Source organism: Proteus faecis, assembly GCF_003144395.1.
In the GTDB taxonomy this organism is placed as follows: Bacteria; Pseudomonadota; Gammaproteobacteria; order Enterobacterales; family Enterobacteriaceae; genus Proteus; species Proteus faecis.
Genome location: NZ_PENZ01000028.1, coordinates 109765 through 127083, shown reverse-complemented (window position 1 = coordinate 127083; position 17319 = coordinate 109765). Strand labels below are relative to the sequence as shown.

The 17319-nt window shown below is 36.8% G+C and carries 15 protein-coding genes; 8 read left to right on the top strand and 7 right to left on the bottom strand.

The annotated features are described in order from the left end of the window. Positions 1-4: 4 nt before the first annotated feature. The gene (locus DK858_RS07720) at positions 5-1690 is read right to left on the bottom strand and encodes a ShlB/FhaC/HecB family hemolysin secretion/activation protein (protein ID WP_109396899.1); all 1686 of its coding nucleotides are present in this window, start codon (positions 1688-1690) and stop codon (positions 5-7) included. Positions 1691-2510: 820 nt separating this feature from the next. Between DK858_RS07720 and tnaC the strand changes: the two genes are divergently transcribed. The 4 genes from tnaC (at position 2511) to mutT (ending at position 5955) form a co-directional block, all read left to right on the top strand. Further along, entirely contained in the window at positions 2511-2615 is a 105-nt protein-coding gene (gene tnaC / locus DK858_RS18495; protein WP_071788547.1) for a tryptophanase leader peptide, read from the top strand. 114 nt (positions 2616-2729) lie between these two features. Beyond that, complete coding sequence (locus tag DK858_RS07710; RefSeq protein WP_072063373.1) at positions 2730-4133, top strand: tryptophanase; 1404 nt, start codon at positions 2730-2732, stop codon at positions 4131-4133. Between the two features lie 72 nt (positions 4134-4205). Then, positions 4206-5456 (top strand): aromatic amino acid transporter, encoded by a 1251-nt coding sequence (locus DK858_RS07705; RefSeq protein ID WP_109396898.1) that lies wholly within the window; start codon positions 4206-4208, stop codon positions 5454-5456. 106 nt (positions 5457-5562) lie between these two features. Then, positions 5563-5955 carry an 8-oxo-dGTP diphosphatase MutT gene (gene mutT, locus DK858_RS07700; protein WP_072063371.1) on the top strand — a complete coding sequence of 131 codons (393 nt, stop codon included), beginning with the start codon at positions 5563-5565 and terminating at the stop codon, positions 5953-5955. Positions 5956-6032: 77 nt separating this feature from the next. Here the strand turns inward: mutT and yacG are convergent, their stop codons facing one another. The 6 genes from yacG to ppdD all read right to left on the bottom strand — a co-directional run bounded on the left by yacG (position 6033) and on the right by ppdD (position 10742). Then, positions 6033-6245 carry a DNA gyrase inhibitor YacG gene (yacG, locus tag DK858_RS07695; RefSeq protein ID WP_109396897.1) on the bottom strand — a complete coding sequence of 71 codons (213 nt, stop codon included), beginning with the start codon at positions 6243-6245 and terminating at the stop codon, positions 6033-6035. Between the two features lie 54 nt (positions 6246-6299). Beyond that, positions 6300-7052 (bottom strand): cell division protein ZapD, encoded by a 753-nt coding sequence (gene zapD / locus DK858_RS07690; RefSeq protein WP_109396896.1) that lies wholly within the window; start codon positions 7050-7052, stop codon positions 6300-6302. Continuing rightward, positions 7045-7668 (bottom strand): dephospho-CoA kinase, encoded by a 624-nt coding sequence (gene coaE, locus DK858_RS07685; protein WP_109396895.1) that lies wholly within the window; start codon positions 7666-7668, stop codon positions 7045-7047. The genes zapD and coaE overlap by 8 nt, the downstream gene beginning before the upstream one ends. A gap of 234 nt (positions 7669-7902) precedes the next feature. Beyond that, positions 7903-9102, bottom strand: coding sequence for a type II secretion system F family protein (locus DK858_RS07680; RefSeq protein ID WP_109396894.1), 1200 nt, complete (start codon positions 9100-9102; stop codon positions 7903-7905). After that, on the bottom strand, positions 9099-10199 hold the full coding sequence (locus DK858_RS07675; RefSeq protein ID WP_109396893.1) for an ATPase, T2SS/T4P/T4SS family: 1101 nt from the start codon (positions 10197-10199) through the stop codon (positions 9099-9101). Before DK858_RS07675 ends, DK858_RS07680 begins: the two co-directional genes overlap by 4 nt. Positions 10200-10298: 99 nt before the next feature. Beyond that, entirely contained in the window at positions 10299-10742 is a 444-nt protein-coding gene (gene ppdD, locus DK858_RS07670) for a prepilin peptidase-dependent pilin (RefSeq protein WP_109396892.1), read from the bottom strand. A 211-nt stretch (positions 10743-10953) separates the two neighbouring features. On the opposite strand from ppdD, the gene ampD reads away from it, so the two are divergent. The 4 genes from ampD to aceF all read left to right on the top strand — a co-directional run bounded on the left by ampD (position 10954) and on the right by aceF (position 17300). Next, on the top strand, positions 10954-11496 hold the full coding sequence (ampD, locus tag DK858_RS07665) for a 1,6-anhydro-N-acetylmuramyl-L-alanine amidase AmpD (protein ID WP_109396891.1): 543 nt from the start codon (positions 10954-10956) through the stop codon (positions 11494-11496). 325 nt (positions 11497-11821) lie between these two features. Next, entirely contained in the window at positions 11822-12592 is a 771-nt protein-coding gene (gene pdhR, locus DK858_RS07660) for a pyruvate dehydrogenase complex transcriptional repressor PdhR (RefSeq protein WP_109396983.1), read from the top strand. A gap of 163 nt (positions 12593-12755) precedes the next feature. Next, complete coding sequence (aceE, locus tag DK858_RS07655; RefSeq protein WP_109396890.1) at positions 12756-15422, top strand: pyruvate dehydrogenase (acetyl-transferring), homodimeric type; 2667 nt, start codon at positions 12756-12758, stop codon at positions 15420-15422. Positions 15423-15434: 12 nt separating this feature from the next. After that, entirely contained in the window at positions 15435-17300 is a 1866-nt protein-coding gene (gene aceF, locus DK858_RS07650) for a pyruvate dehydrogenase complex dihydrolipoyllysine-residue acetyltransferase (RefSeq protein ID WP_109396889.1), read from the top strand. Positions 17301-17319: the final 19 nt, after the last annotated feature.

Below are 17319 nucleotides of genomic sequence, written 5' to 3'. Positions count from 1 at the left end.
TGAATCAAAATAAATACGAAAATCTAACTAATACTTGAGTAGGGTCTTTGGTTTTATTGGAATTCGGTTGGTTGTAAAGAAAATGCCCTTTGGCGATTTCAATATCGAACTGTGCTTTTTTATATTGGAGGTTTAAGCCCGAACTTAGGCCATAGCCACTATGCCATCCTTCATAGTTACCATGTTGTTGAACACGGCCAGCATCAAGACCAATTCGAGGGGTGATTGAGAATGTGTTTATCCGATAAGGATAAGAAAGTGTATTGCGCAAATAGCCACCGTTATCACCAGAAAGTGTGCTTTGGTCAAAGCCTCGAATTGCATTTTTGTCTGTTAAACTAAGCCATTCCACACCGGGTAAGGTGTCAGGGCTATATTGACCAAAGAAGGTGCTATTAAATAAAAATGTAGAATTCGATATAGCAAAACGATGTTGCCAATTGGCAAAAAGCTTCACTTTTGTAAAGCGATAGTCATTACCATTGCTATTAGCAACACGAGGTGATTCATCTGCACCAAACCAACTAATAGCTTTCTCAGCACTTAAATTAACGCTGATGACACCATTTGGAATAATATGTAAATGGTTGATACCTAGCTCTACGGTTGTAAGTGCAGGGCTACTTAGATCAAGGCGGATCTGGCTGAAATAGTTACGTATCCGCTTATGTGTTACCTGCATATTTAAGGTATCAATCTGTTTTTGACTACGATAAAAAGCGTAATCTCCCCTTAAACCAACTTGTGTGGTATCACCAGATAGACGTACGGTACGTGTTTGTAATGCTTGATGAAACTCATACTCGGAATAGCTACCAAAAGAACTGAATGTTAATGCGCCGTAAGGTAAAGAATAGAGTAGGGTGTAAGCACGATTAAAACGTGTATTGGGATTATCCGTAGTAATGCTAGCGTTTAAGCTAACAAAATCAGATAACCCTAATGGGCTGTCTAAGCTTGCATTCGTTCGAACTAACCAGCGTCCTGAATTTTTTTGTCCATAATTATCACTCGAAATATTTAGGTGCCATGGTTCTTGTCGCTGATTGGTGAGTTGAATAATGGAGCCGCCTAATAGCGTACCAGGCAATATATCTAGTTTAACTTTATTCGACTGTAAGCGGTTTGCTTGATCAAGCCCTTGATCCAATATTGAAAGTTTAAGAGGCTCTCCTTCAACATGAGGAAAAAGTAAAGCGGTGTTAACGCCTCGATCGCCACCTTCTATTTTTTCAATAAAACCTTCAATAACATACAACCCAAGTTGTTGTTCTTGATTCGGGCGTAAAAATTGAATTCTGGCAGTGATATAACCATGTTGAAGATAACGTTGAGTTAACTCTTTGACTAAACGATTAATGTCAGCACTTTTTATACATTGCTCTGGTAATGGTGTTAAGGAATCAAGATCTTTTCCATCAAGTAAAGTAATTCCTTGAATATAAACTCCATTAATAGGTAAACAATGTTCTGATTCAGTAATAAGTGTGGGGGAAGGTGAAACCTCTAATGTATTTTCTTGAAGTTGTTGATAGCGATTTTGTTCAATAAGTTGATTTATTTCACGCTGGCTATCTTGTAATGCGCGCCGCGATTCTCCCATCGAGCCTAAATAACCGGTATCATTTGCAGTTAATCCACTGGTTGAAAATCCACTTAATAGTGTTAATAAAATAACTTTTTTTCTCATTTTACCTCAATATAAAGGTATTAATTCAAATGTAAATAATATTGCTTAAATATAGAAAGATAATAATTAATATTTTTATATTATCGTTAATTTTAGAATAATAAATACTGGGTACTCTCAATATGAAAAGAAATTAAAAATAGATGAAATAAAGATAAATTTTTATCTCTTTCGATATTAAATAGCGACATAACTAAAATGATTGATACCCAGAATAACATTACTTAAACAAATGATTCATTTAAATGGTACCTAGTGTATTGATTTTCATAGTTATAATCTTCTGTGTTATTTTCCTTGTTGCTTAAACTATCATCAATTCAGCTATGTTAATTAAAGTTTTTCCATTTTTTATGAGGAGAAGATCAATAATGAGAGGAGATTCGAAGATATAAAAAAGCAAAGTGCTAATTAGCTTTTCATTTGTTGTTTATAAGTTTATTAATGTTTTATTTTGGAATGAATATTTCATAAACTATTATTTCATTTTAATGAATAAAATGGAGGGTTAAAAGGTTAGGGTTTTATTGTTAAATTATTAATCATGATAAAAGTTATGGTTATTTTAGTATCGCTTTTATTCTGTAAAAATGAAATATAAATACATGTATTGCCACTTAGTTTTATCAATGAAAGTTTAAATTATAAAAAATAGTTTATTAAGAATTTAAATAAGTGATAGTGATCACGTTAATATATAATTTATTATAAATAGTGTGATTGTTATCCAAAATATATGATTGTTATATTACTCATTGCGTTTAACTGTTATATAAATTAGGGTGTAAATTGTACTATTTCCTGACGATAAGGGTTAAGTATGTTCTCATCATTTAATGTTTTGATAATATTAAGAGGTTTCTTCAGATTGAAGAAATGGTTTAATATTGATTCTGAACTCGCCTTCTTCTTCCCTGAAAAATAATCCTTTTTTATATCCATCCAAAATAATTTAGTTCTCTTTTTCCATTTTATTCAAATGGGAAGACTATTTTATTTATTCTAATTTTATTATTTAATTTATATTAAAGGTATTATCATGGCTAAAAGAATCGTAGAACCATTCCGTATTAAAATGGTAGAAAAAATCCGAGTTCCTTCAAGAGAAGAACGTGAAGCGGCATTAAAAGAAGCTGGATATAACCCATTTTTATTACCAAGTCATGCTGTTTATATCGATTTATTAACAGACTCTGGCACGAATGCAATGAGTGATCACCAATGGGCAGCAATGCTAACAGGTGATGAAGCTTATGCCGGTTCAAGAAATTATTATGATTTAAAAGATAAAGCCAAAGAGTTATTTAATTACGATTATATTATTCCAGCTCACCAAGGGCGTGGTGCTGAAAATATTCTTTTCCCTGTATTATTAAAATATAAACAAAAAGATGGAAAAGCGAAAAATCCTGTATTTATTTCTAATTTCCATTTTGACACAACAGCAGCACACGTTGAATTAAATGGCTGTAAAGCCATTAATATTGTGACTGAAAAAGCATTTGATTCAGAAACCTATGATGATTGGAAAGGCAATTTTGATATTGCTAAATTAAAAGAAAATATTGCTAAACATGGTGCTGATAATGTTGTTGCCATTGTTTCAACAGTGACCTGTAATAGTGCTGGTGGTCAGCCTGTTTCAATGGATAATTTAAGAGAAGTTTACGAAATTGCAAAACAACACGGTATTTTTGTTGTTATGGATTCAGCGCGTTATTGTGAAAATGCGTATTTCATCAAACAGCGTGATCCTAAATATAAAAATGCGACCATAAAAGAAATTATTTTAGATATGTATAAATATGCTGACGCATTAACAATGTCAGCGAAGAAAGATCCATTGTTAAATATCGGTGGTTTAGTCTCTATTCGTGATAATGAAGAAGTATTCACATTAGCAAGACAGCGCTGTGTGCCAATGGAAGGCTTTGTTACCTATGGTGGTTTAGCTGGTCGTGATATGGCTGCAATGGTACAAGGTTTAGAGGAAGGTACTGAAGAAGAATATCTACACTATCGTATTGGTCAGGTTCAATATCTGGGTGATCGTTTACGTGAAGCTGGTATTCCAATTCAATATCCTACTGGCGGGCATGCTGTTTTCGTTGACTGTAAAAAACTAGTGCCACATATTCCTGGTGATCAATTCCCAGCTCAAGCTGTAATTAACGCACTTTACTTAGAATCTGGTGTCCGTGCCGTTGAAATCGGTTCGTTCTTATTAGGTCGTGATCCTGCAACGGGTGAACAAAAACATGCAGATATGGAATTTATGCGCCTAACCATTGCGCGTCGCGTCTATACCAACGACCATATGGATTATATAGCTGATGCACTTATCGGCTTAAAAGAGAAGTTTAAAACGCTTAAAGGTCTTGAGTTCGAATATGAACCACCTGTATTAAGACACTTTACTGCTAGATTAAAACCAATCAAATAAATAATACTCCACAATAATAATGGCTCTCGTGCAATGCGAGAGCCCTATCCTTATTTCAGTAAGGACTAAAAAATGGAAAATAAGTCGGTAAAGAAAGAACCCTCAATTATTGTAGGGGGATTTGTGTTGGGTGGCGCCATGATTGGCGCAGGAATGTTTAGCCTACCAACAATAATGTCTGGTGCTTGGTTTATTAACTCACTCTTTATATTATTTATTGTCTGCTTCTTTATGTTTCATTCTGGAATTTATATTCTTGAATGTATATCTAAATATGGAGCAGGAACAAACTACTTTCATATATCGAAAGAGTTATTACCTAAATGGGCGTGTTATCTCGCGAATGCCTCTTTGATATTTGTATTGTATATATTAATTTATGCTTATATTTCTGCTGCGGGTTCAGTTATTTATGAAGCGTCATCATTATATGGGCTAAATCTAAACCTTAGAGTGATATTCTTTGTATTTACCATAGCACTTGGAGCAACAATATGGTGGGGAGGGGCTTGTGCTAGCCGTTTAACCTCTATATTTTTATTTATTAAGATTATTCTATTCGTATTAGCATTCTCGGGTTTATTCTTTAAAGCGAGAGGTGATTTATTATTTACTGCAACCTTTGAAGGTAAAAGCCAATTATATCTTTATCCTTTTATTTTTATCATCATTCCTTATGCTATAACTTCTTTTGGTTATCATGGTAATGTCTGTAGTTTGTATAAGCTTTATCATGAAAATGAAAGAAAAGTTGTAAAAAGTTGTATTATTGGTTGTGTATTAGCACTGGTGATTTATTTACTTTGGATGATTGGTACCATGGGGAATTTACCTCGTGATCAATTTATTACCATAATCCAAAAGGGCGGTAACTTAGATGCCTTTATTGATTCTTTATACACCGTATTAAATAGTAAATATATTGAAGGCTTTTTATTATGGTTTTCTATTAGTGCTGTATTTTGTTCATTTTTAGGGGTAGCGATTGGTCTATTTGACTATATTTTAGCATCACTAAAATTCGAAGATAACAAAACAGGGCGCTTAAAATCTGGCGTTTTATGCTTCACTCCGCCTTTACTATTATGTTTACTTTTCCCTAATGGCTTCTTAATTGCGATTGCTTACGCAGGAACCGCAGCATGTGTATGGGCAATTATTTGTCCAGCAGTTATGGCGCTGAAGGCCCGCGAAAAATTTCCCAATTCAGGCTTTAAAGTGTGGGGAGGAAAAGGATTAATTTATTCTGTTATCGCTTTTGGTGCCGTAGGAATTATTTGCCAAACACTAGCACAGTTTGGTTTGTTGCCTATTTATCGTTAATTAATCGAGATAGTCAGGGAAAGAAAACCAGAGTAGCACCGTTGGATATGCGTTATAATAACAGTAAGTTGTTATAATAACGTGAATATTCAATAGGTTGTCTATAATGGATAAGAAGAAGCTACATATTGCTGCGGGGATTATTTGTGATCAACACAATAATGTCTTTATCACCCAACGTCCTCTAAAATCACATATGGGAGGATTTTGGGAATTTCCGGGCGGAAAATTAGAAGATAAAGAGACTCCAGAACAGGCGCTATTCCGTGAATTACAAGAAGAAATTGGTATTGATGTAACGCAATGCTCACTTTTTGAAACGGTAGAGCATGATTTTCCAGATAGACATATTACTTTATCCTTTTTCTTAGTCACGCAATGGAATAACGAGCCCTATGGTAAAGAAGGGCAAGAATTTAAATGGACATCTATTGGATCGTTAAATGCTGATGATTTTCCGCCTGCAAACCGTACCATCGTGGCATTATTGCAAAAGTAGAATAGTGTTAAATAAGCGTTTATAAATAAAATAGCCACTCGATTGAGTGGCTATTTTTTATGTTTAGGATTAGAAAATTAAACGTCTTTAGGCTCATGTAGTGGGGCTTCACTCCAATCATCACTATCATTAATATCGCTTTGGCTTGGAATACGCTTTGATTCATCGGCCCATTCACCTAAATCAATAAGTTGGCAACGCTTACTACAAAAAGGGCGATAAGGGCTACTTTCATTCCAAACAACTTCTGTTTGACAGGTTGGACATTTTACAACTAATTCTTCGCTCATTATCTCTCCTAGATTTCATTGGTGCGATTTATGCTCATATCAATAAACATAATGTTAGCAACAAGCGATCTCAAAAGGTAGATCTAGAGGGACTGTTCCATTCTCACTATCAAGTGGTAAAAAGCGGATCGCATAGCGATTTTTATGCCCAGAGACTTGGGGATAGATTTGCTGATCGATGGCTATCTTCACACGTAGCAATTCAGCTTCTTCAGCACTGTCTTGATAAAAACCACGGTGACTGAGAACGGGCTTAAAGGTATCTGATTGGCGAATAAGCATAAGTAAACTATTTAATGCATTTTGTAATGGCAATAACCCCGTCAGCCAGCTTTGTAATCTTTCATCACGAGTTGCTTGAGGTAGGCTTAACCATAAATGTAATGCCGGCACATCAAAGTTACAGCATCCACCAGGAATACTTAGGCGCTGTTTAACTAAACTGATGACTTTATCTTGTTTTAAATGTTGACCAATGCGAGGAGCTTTACTTAATACAGATGCATTTTCAGCTAATTCATCAATAATTTGAGTGACAATCGCTTTATCAACATTAGGAAATGAAAGCCATTGCTGTAATTTTTTTTGTCTTTTTTCTAATTCTTTAAGTAATTCAGCGCGGATTTCGCCACGATCAAGTACTTCAATAAATTCTGATATCGCACGGAAAAATGAGAGAGCCGTGGGTAATGAATCAATAGCACTAAAACTGTTAATTTGAATCAATGAGTTTTCAATTCTAAGCCATGAACGCATTTTTTCATTGAGGGGATGTTCGAAGATGATTGTTGTGATGTCATCACTCATGGCAATTGTCCTGTAACGCTTGTTGAGCTAATTCTAAGTAATGCTGATGGAGTTGCTTAACTTTTTCAATCATATTTTGGCTATTATCGTGATTTTCAATAATATCATCAGCGACGGCTAATCGTTCCTGTCTTTGAGCTTGAGCTTTTAAAATATTGAGAACGTGCTCCCGACTTACGCCATCTCGTTTCATTGTTCTTTCTATTTGCTCTTCTTGTGTCACATCAACAACAAGAACACGAGAGGCGAGATGCGTTAATTTATTTTCAATTAATAATGGAACAACCCAAATAAAATAGGGCGCTTTAATTTGCTGTATCTGTTTTTGAGTCTCTTGCTGTATCAATGGATGGAGAAGATTGTTAACCCAATCTTTTTCTTCATTATTTTCAAAAATAATCTGGCGCAACTGCGCTCGGTTTAATGAGCCATCGGGTAGTAAAATGCAGTCACCAAAATGCTGATGTAATGCATTTAGTCCTAAGGAGCGTGGCTCTACCACTAATCGAGCAATAATATCAGCATCAACAAGAGGTACACCTAATGAGGCAAAAGCATTAGCAACGGTAGTTTTACCGCTACCTATTCCACCTGTAAGAGCAACCGTATAAGCCATTTGTGTTTATCTGTTTTTAATGAATTAAAATTTACTATTAGTCTAGGTATTCTAAAGCCTAATTTTGTTTTTATCACAAGATAATAACCGCAATATTTGGGTTTTATTCGGTTATTATGATAGGCGATTTTCTGCTACCCTAACATTCTACCTGATAATATGTAATAGAATTACCATCAATCAATAAGTTAGTGCAACACATAATAACAGCATCTCACTCATAAAAATTGTGATTCACTGTATAGTATCACCTAACTGTAATATAGGAAGATACATAGCAATGATTAATGTACCAATAATCAAGGCGATGACTGTCATGAGTATTGGTTCTAACCAAGTACTAATGGTATTTAATTGCTCATCGAGTTGATGATAAAACCAATCACTTAATTGCTGGCAAAAATAGAGCAATTGTCCTGAATTTTCTGCACAAATAATAAACTGATAACAAATAGGCGTAAAGAGTGGCTCATTTTTCATAAATAAGCTCAACGATTTACCTTGTATAATGTGATCACTCATTTTAGAAAGGAGTTGTTTATAAATAGGATGTGAAAGTTGTTCTGTTCCTATTTTTAAGCTTTGTAATAAAGGTAATCCTGCTTGTTGTGTAATACTGATTATCTGAAAAATAAGATGCAATTGTTGATATTTTAAAAGTTTACCTAAATAGGGAATATGAAGAAAAAAAGCTTGTTCAGCGAGATAAAAGGGTGATAAAGAGTAACGAATTAAACGATAAAAAAATATTAATCCGATAAAGATAAGCGCTATCATACTGATATAATCAGTAAGCCATTGTGAAAAATTAATGAGAACGAGTGTTAAATGAGGAAGTTCTGTATTAAAGGAGCTGTATAAGGATTGATATTCAGGTAAAACATAAAGCAACATAATACTAGTAATAAAAACTAATACAGTCAGCAAAAAGAGAGGATATTTAAACGATTTTTTGATTTTTTTTACAATCTCTCGCTGTTTTTTTAACTGTATTATTTGTAGTGTAATCACTTCATCTAATTTTCCACTCTCTTCACCAATAAGAACAAAACGATTTAGTGAAGTAGGAAAATAAAGTGGATAGCGATTTAATTGTTTAGAAAGAGAACCTCCTTGCATTAAGTTAAAAATAATATCTTCTAATACACATTGCCAATGTGAATAACGACATTCATTTTTTAATAGTGTTAATGCAGGAAGAAGTGCTAAACCAGAATGTAGTAATAAAGCTAATTGTTCGAATAATTGAATTCGATATTGTTTATCAGCATCTTGAAATAAAACGATCTTATATAAACGGATCTTTATGGGGATTTTTTGTTGTTGAGTTAAGTTAATAAATGCTTCGTTATTTGAAGAGGCGAGTATTTTCCCTGTGCACAATTCCCCTTGATAAGTTAACGCATCATAGCAATAAATTAGCTGTAATTTCATTCAATATCTCCAAGCGTTTGATAAACCTCCTCAAGTGTTGTGATCCCTTGTCTTATTAATAAAAAACCGGAATAGAATAAATGATAAAGGGATGAGTGAGTTTGTTTTGAGGGCTCAAAACAGTCATAGATAGCCGTTCTTCCATTATAGCCTGAGCAGCATTGTTGACAACCAACAGCTTGCCAATTGGGTAATTCGATGATTTCTTTATTTATATTAATATGCTGTTTATTGGATAAGCATATTTTACAGTGTGGGCATAAACAACGAACTAATCGTTGTGAAATAATTAAACTAACACAGGAATGGATAAGATCTTTTTCAATCCCTAAGTTATGTAGACGCATTATTGTAGATGAAGCCGAATTAGTATGTAAGGTTGATAATACAAGATGTCCTGTTTGTGCTGCTTTTATTGCTATTTCAGCAGTAGATTGATCACGTATTTCACCTACCATAATAATGTCAGGATCTTGACGTAGTAATGCTCGTAATATTGTTGTGAATGAGATCCCTGATTTTTCAGAAATTTGAATTTGATTAATCCCCTTCAGAGGTAATTCAATTGGATCTTCAACACTATTTATATTTAGGTTCTCTTTATTTAAATAGTGTAAACAACTATATAAAGTGAGTGTTTTTCCACTTCCCGTTGGCCCTGTGACTAAAATCATTCCTTGAGGTAAATTTAAATATTTTTTTAATAGCGTTAAATGGGAAAGTTGAAAGCCTAGATGATTTAATTCTGGTTGTTGTAAATTATTTATAAGTCGTAAAACAACTTTTTCACCATACAGTGTAGGGAGTGTCGCGATTCGTATAGAATAGTTTTTATCATGATAGGACCAACTAAATTGTCCATCTTGAGGTAACCGTTTTTCTGCAATATTTAAGTTAGCAAGTACTTTTAAGCGAGTTACTATTTCTTCAGAAAATTCATCTGGTGGAGAAGATAATAGATATAAATGATTATCTATTCTGGCACGAATTCTTACATTGGTTTGTTGAGGCTCTATATGTAAATCAGAGACGCGTTTTAAAATACTTTCACGTAATAGATATTCAATAAATTCTGTTGCAGAGTGTGTGATATCCATTCTTCACCTCTTTATACTTTTTGATTTACCTACGTTGTCTTCAATATTTAAAGCATGCAATAGGAACACTCAATATGAGTGTCCTTTATATCTAACGTACTAATATGATTTTAGAATCTCACTACACTGTTTTTGCAATGCAAGATTTGTTGTTGAACATTGTGTTTTCCATACAGGAAGAAGGTCGTTAACTCCTTTCTCTGAAGACATTATGATCGTTAGACCATCAAGTTGTGATTTCCCGCTTGCGCTGATTACGCCATTTAACACATTAATATCGGACAAATATCGACTACGAAATTGTTGCGGCATAAAGGTTGAATCAGAATTACAGTGTTGAGGGTCATTTTCATAACGACATAATTCTATCGCAGAACGATAGGGCGACAGTGTTTGCAATACATCGGTTAATGCGGCCTTTTGGATATAACCTTGATAGGCTGGAATAGCAACAGAACTTAAAATCGAGATGATAGCAATCACAATCATAAGCTCCATAAGAGTAAAACCATTTTCATTAGAGTGATAATTAAGTACATTCATCTAGCGTCCTCCTTGAGTAATAGACGCTAGTAGTATGAAAAAAAAGGACTTTATTGGCGAATAGATAAAATAAAGTTTGAGTAAAATATCGAAAAGAAAAAGGTGATATACAAAATTAGCCTTTATTATTGAGAGAGAATTCGCATTTATTGACGAATATTAGTAAATGAATTTATTGATAATGATGAAAACTGATTGAAAGAGAGTTGATATGGAAATTAAACAAGGTTGGCTTACTAGTGCGAGACATGTTCCTTCGCCTAATCAAGATAAAAGACCTGAAGGGGAAGTTCCCTCTTTATTGATTGTTCATAACATAAGCCTACCACCTGGAAAATTTGGTGGTCCTTATATCGATCAACTTTTTACTAATACATTATCAGAACAAGATGATCCTTTTTTTAGTGAAATAGCGGGGTTGAGAGTATCAGCTCATTGTCTTATTCGTCGTGATGGTGAAATTGTGCAATATGTACCTTTTACCGAGAGAGCTTGGCATGCTGGTATTTCTTTATATAAAGGCAGAGAAAAATGTAATGATTTCTCAATTGGTATTGAGCTTGAAGGCACTGATGAGTGCGACTTTACTCAGCAACAATACCAACAATTAGTGAAAATAACTCAATCTCTTATTGCGCTTTATCCTGCCATTGAAGAAAACATTACTGGGCATAGTGATGTTGCACCAAATAGAAAAACCGATCCGGGGCCCCACTTTGATTGGGCTTATTTCCGCAGTTTGTTAACAAAATAACCGACTCGAATGAATTTAAAGTCATTTTTATTGAATTTAAATTCAAGATAATACTGCTGTCACGCTTCAGTTTGACTGTTTATGTGTTTAAAAAACGTTAAAAAATTTATTTTTGACGTTTCTGAATAATGCGAACTGGTTATCACTTTTGATGAATTTTTAAAATAATTTGTTAAAATTTGCAGGTTTTTATGATTTCGCTCAACAACTGTATGGACAGTTAGTGAATACTTTGTTACTTTATTATCCGTTATATTAAATTGGTATTACCAATTGACAACTCAATCACTAAGGTAATAGTTATCCAATAATGGCTTCCAGCAATATGGCTTATACAAAAATCCGCCAACCTAAGCTTTCTGATGTTATTGAGCAACAGCTTGAACATCTGATTTTAGAAGGTACTCTGCGTCCGGGAGAAAAACTCTTGCCTGAGCGTGAACTGGCGAAGCAATTTGATGTATCTCGTCCTTCATTGCGTGAAGCAATTCAAAAATTAGAAGCTAAAGGTTTTTTACTCCGTCGCCAAGGCGGGGGGACTTTTGTTCAGCACAATCTCTGGCAAAGTTTTAGTGATCCTTTAGCTCAACTGCTTAGCGGACATCCCGAATCTCAATTTGATCTTTTAGAAACTCGTCATGCACTTGAAGGTATTGCTGCATATTATGCGGCATTACGTGGCACTGATGAAGATCTTGAACGTATCAAAGCTAGTCATGATTGCATCTTGAAAGCTCACGAAAAGGGTGATTTAGCCGCTGAGTCAGAAGCTGTATTGCAATATCAATTAATTGTTACGGAAGCTGCTCATAATGTTGTTTTATTGCATTTATTACGATGCATGGTGCCAATGCTTGAGCAGAATATCCGCCAGAATTTTGAGTTTCTTTACACTCGTAAAGAGATGTTAACTGCAGTAAGTGAACATCGTAGTCAAATTTATCAGGCTATTATTAATAGAGAGCCAGAAGTTGCTCGTGAAGCATCACATCGCCATTTGGCCTTTATTGAAGATGTTTTGTTGGATATGAGTCGTGAACATACTCGCCGTGAGCGCTCTTTGCGCCGGCTACAACAACATCCTGATTTATTTTAGTAGCACAGATCCTGACCGCTGAGTCTGTACTACCTATCGCCCTGTAATTTTCAGGGGAAGCGGTAATAACAGCAGGGCCTATCTTCCCGTCATATCAGATGGGTATAACGGGAAGATAGGCTCCCATAACCATTAAAAACAGATAACAGATAAGGAATACACCATGTCAGATATGCTGAAAAATGACGTGGATCCGATCGAAACTCGCGACTGGTTACAAGCGATCGACTCGGTCATCCGTGAAGAAGGTGTTGAGCGTGCACAGTTCCTGATTGATCAGGTATTAAAACAAGCCCGTAATGGTGGTCTTAATATCGCTTTAGGCGGTGCTGTACACAGTGATTATATCAATACCATTCCTGCTGAAGATGAACCCGCTTACCCTGGCAATCTGGAATTAGAGCGTCGTATTCGTTCTGCTATTCGCTGGAACGCAGTAATGATGGTTCTGCGTGCATCCAAAAAAGATTTGGAACTCGGCGGACACATGGCGTCATTCCAATCTTCTGCAACTTTATATGAAGTGTGCTTTAACCATTTCTTCCGCGCGCAAAATGAAACTGATGGTGGCGACTTGGTTTACTTCCAAGGTCATATCTCCCCAGGTATCTACGCTCGTGCATTCTTAGAAGGTCGTTTAACTGAAGAGCAATTAAACAACTTCCGTCAAGAAATTGGTGGTAAAGGTTTATCTTCTTATCCACACCCTAAATTAATGCCTGAGTTCTGGCAGTTCCCTACAGTTTCTATGGGTCTGGGACCACTATCTGCAATTTACCAAGCTAAGTTCCTGAAATATTTGAATCACCGTGGCTTAAAAGATACGACTAAACAAACCGTTTATGCGTTCTTAGGCGATGGTGAGATGGACGAGCCAGAATCTAAAGGTGCTATCACCATCGCAGTTCGCGAAAAATTAGATAACCTGTGCTTCGTTGTTAACTGTAACTTACAACGTCTTGATGGCCCAGTTACAGGTAACGGCAAAATTGTTAACGAATTAGAAGGTATCTTCGCAGGTGCTGGCTGGAACGTTATCAAAGTAATGTGGGGCGATCGTTGGGATGAGCTTCTGCGTAAAGACACCTCTGGTAAACTCATTCAATTAATGAATGAAACTCTGGATGGTGACTACCAGACATTTAAATCTCGTGATGGCGCTTATGTTCGCGAGCACTTCTTCAATCGTTACCCAGAAACTGCTGCATTAGTTAAAGATATGACTGATGATGAAATCTGGGCATTAAACCGTGGTGGTCACGATCCGAAGAAAGTTTTTGCTGCATTCCAAAAAGCAAAAGACACTCAAAACAAACCAACTGTTATTTTAGCTCAAACCATTAAAGGTTATGGTATGGGTGAAACTGCAGAAGGTAAAAATATTGCTCACCAAGTTAAAAAAATGAACATGGATGGCGTTCACCATTTCCGTGATCGTTTCAATATTCCAGTTGCTGATGAGCAAATCAAAGACCTGCCTTATATTACTTTTGACAAAGAGTCAGAAGAATACAAATACCTGCACGCACGTCGTCAGGATTTAGGTGGTTACCTGCCAGCACGTCGTCCTCGTTTTGAAGAAAAACTGGATATTCCTACACTGGAAGATTTCAGCCAATTACTGGAAGAACAATCTAAAGAGATTTCTACAACTATCGCATTCGTTCGTGCACTGAACGTAATGTTGAAAAATAAATCTATCAAAGATCGTTTAGTTCCAATTATTGCTGACGAAGCACGTACTTTCGGTATGGAAGGTCTGTTCCGTCAAATCGGTATCTACAGCCCGAATGGCCAACAATATACGCCTCAAGATCGTGAGCAAGTTGCTTACTATAAAGAAGACGTTAAAGGCCAAATTCTGCAAGAAGGTATTAACGAACTGGGTGCTGGCGCATCTTGGTTAGCAGCTGCAACATCTTACAGCACTAACAATCTGCCAATGATCCCATTCTATATCTACTACTCAATGTTTGGTTTCCAACGTATTGGCGACCTATGCTGGGCAGCAGGTGACCAACAAGCTCGTGGTTTCTTAGTGGGTGGTACTTCAGGCCGTACAACACTTAACGGTGAAGGCCTACAACACGAAGATGGTCATAGCCATATTCAATCGCTGACTATCCCTAACTGTATCTCTTATGATCCAGCATTCGCTTATGAAGTTGCTGTTATCATGCAAGATGGTTTAGAGCGTATGTATGGTGATAAACAAGAAAACGTTTATTACTACATCACTACACTGAACGAAAACTACCATATGCCAGCAATGCCAGCCGGTGTTGAAGAAGGTATCCGTAAAGGTATCTACAAACTGGAATCACTGGAAGGCGCGAAAGGTAAAGTTCAGTTACTGGGTTCAGGTTCTATTCTGCGTCACGTTCGTGAAGCAGCACAAATCCTGTCTGCTGAATACGGCATCGGTTCTGATGTTTATAGCGTAACTTCATTCACTGAACTGGCTCGTGATGGTCAAGATTGTGAACGTTGGAACATGCTACACCCATCTGAAGCACCACGTGTACCTTACATTGCTCAAATTATGAATGATGCGCCAGCTGTTGCATCTACTGACTATATGAAACTGTTCGCAGAACAAGTTCGCACTTATGTACCAGCAGATGATTATCGCGTATTAGGTACAGATGGTTTCGGTCGTTCTGATAGCCGTGAAAACCTGCGTCACCACTTCGAAGTTGATACTTCTTATGTGATTGTTGCTGCATTAGGTGAATTAGCTAAACGTGGTGAGATTGATGTGAAGGTTGTTGAAGAAGCAATCAAAAAATACAACATCAACCCTGAAAAAGTAAACCCACGTCTGGCGTAAGAGGTAAAGTGAATGTCTATTGAAATTAAAGTCCCAGATATCGGTGCTGATGAAGTTGAAGTCACCGAAGTGATGGTGAAAGTGGGCGACCGTATTGAGGAAGAACAATCCTTGATTACCGTAGAAGGTGATAAAGCTTCTATGGAAGTTCCATCACCACAAGCGGGTGTGGTTAAAGAGATCAAAATTGCTGTGGGCGATAAAGTCCAAACAGGTTCTCTTATCATGATTTTCGAAGCAGAAGGTGCCGCGCAAGCAGCACCTGCTCAAGCTACTGCGCCTGCACCAGCTGCTGCACCTGCGACAGCTGAATTAAAAGAAGTTCACGTTCCAGATATCGGCGGTGACGAAGTTGAAGTTACTGAAGTAATGGTTAAAGTGGGTGATAGCATTGCTGAAGAGCAATCACTGATTACTGTTGAAGGTGATAAAGCTTCAATGGAAGTTCCAGCACCTTTTGCTGGCGTAGTGAAAGAAATTAAAATTGCAACAGGCGATAAAGTGAGCACAGGCTCTCTTATCATGGTATTTGAAGTTGCAGGTAGTGCACCTGTTGCTCAAGCAGCGCCAGCTCCTGCCGCATCTGCACCAGCAGCATCTGCTGTGAAAGACGTGAATGTTCCAGATATTGGTGGTGACGAAGTTGAAGTGACTGAAGTGATGGTGAAAGTGGGTGATACCATCTCTGAAGAGCAATCTCTGATCACTGTTGAAGGTGATAAAGCTTCAATGGAAGTTCCAGCACCATTTGCCGGTGTGGTTAAAGAGATCAAAATTGCTGTGGGCGATAAAGTGAAAACTGGCTCACTGATCATGACTTTTGAAGTTGCCGGAGCAGCGCCTGTTGCTCAAGCACCAGCGGCAGCTGCGCCAGCTCCAGCAAGTTCTGCACCAGCAGCACCCGCTAAAGCACAAGCGACTGCGCCAGCGGCGAAAGAAGAATTTGTTGAAAACGACGCTTACGTTCATGCAACGCCAGTCATTCGTCGTTTAGCTCGCGAATTTGGTGTGAATTTAGCGAAAGTAAAAGGTACTGGTCGTAAAGGTCGTATCTTACGTGAAGACGTTCAGTCTTATGTGAAAGAGTTAATTAAACGTGCTGAATCTGCACCAGCGAATGCAGGTGGCGGATTACCAGGCATGTTACCTTGGCCTAAAGTTGACTTCAGCAAGTTTGGTGAAATTGAAGAAGTTGAATTAAGCCGTATCCAGAAAATCTCTGGTGCTAACTTAAGCCGCAACTGGGTGATGATCCCTCACGTTAATCTGTTTGATGAAGCAGATATCACTGAGGTTGAAGAATTCCGTAAGCAGCAAAATAAAGAAGCTGAGAAGAAAAAACTGGATGTTAAGATCACTCCGTTAGTTTTCGTCATGAAAGCTGCTGCGAAAGCACTGGCAGATATGCCTCGCTTTAACAGCTCTATCTCTGAAGATGGACAGAAACTGATCCTGAAAAAATACATCAATATCGGTATTGCAGTAGATACACCTAACGGTCTTGTTGTTCCTGTTTTCAAAGATGTTAACAAAAAAGGCATTATCGAACTGTCTTATGAGTTAGCTGAAGTTTCTAAGAAAGCACGAGCAGGTAAACTGACAGCTGCAGATATGCAAGGCGGATGTTTCACTATTTCTAGCCTTGGTGGTATCGGTACTACCGGTTTTGCACCAATCGTTAACGCACCAGAAGTTGCGATTATGGGACTTTCCCGTTCTTCTATGAAACCAGTATGGAATGGTAAAGAATTCGTACCACGCTTGATTTTACCAATGTCACTATCTTTCGATCACCGTGTGATCGATGGTGCTGATGGTGCTCGATTCATCACTCTGATTAATCAGTACATGAGTGATTTACGTCGTTTGGTAATGTAATTGTAAAACCGGTGCTAAG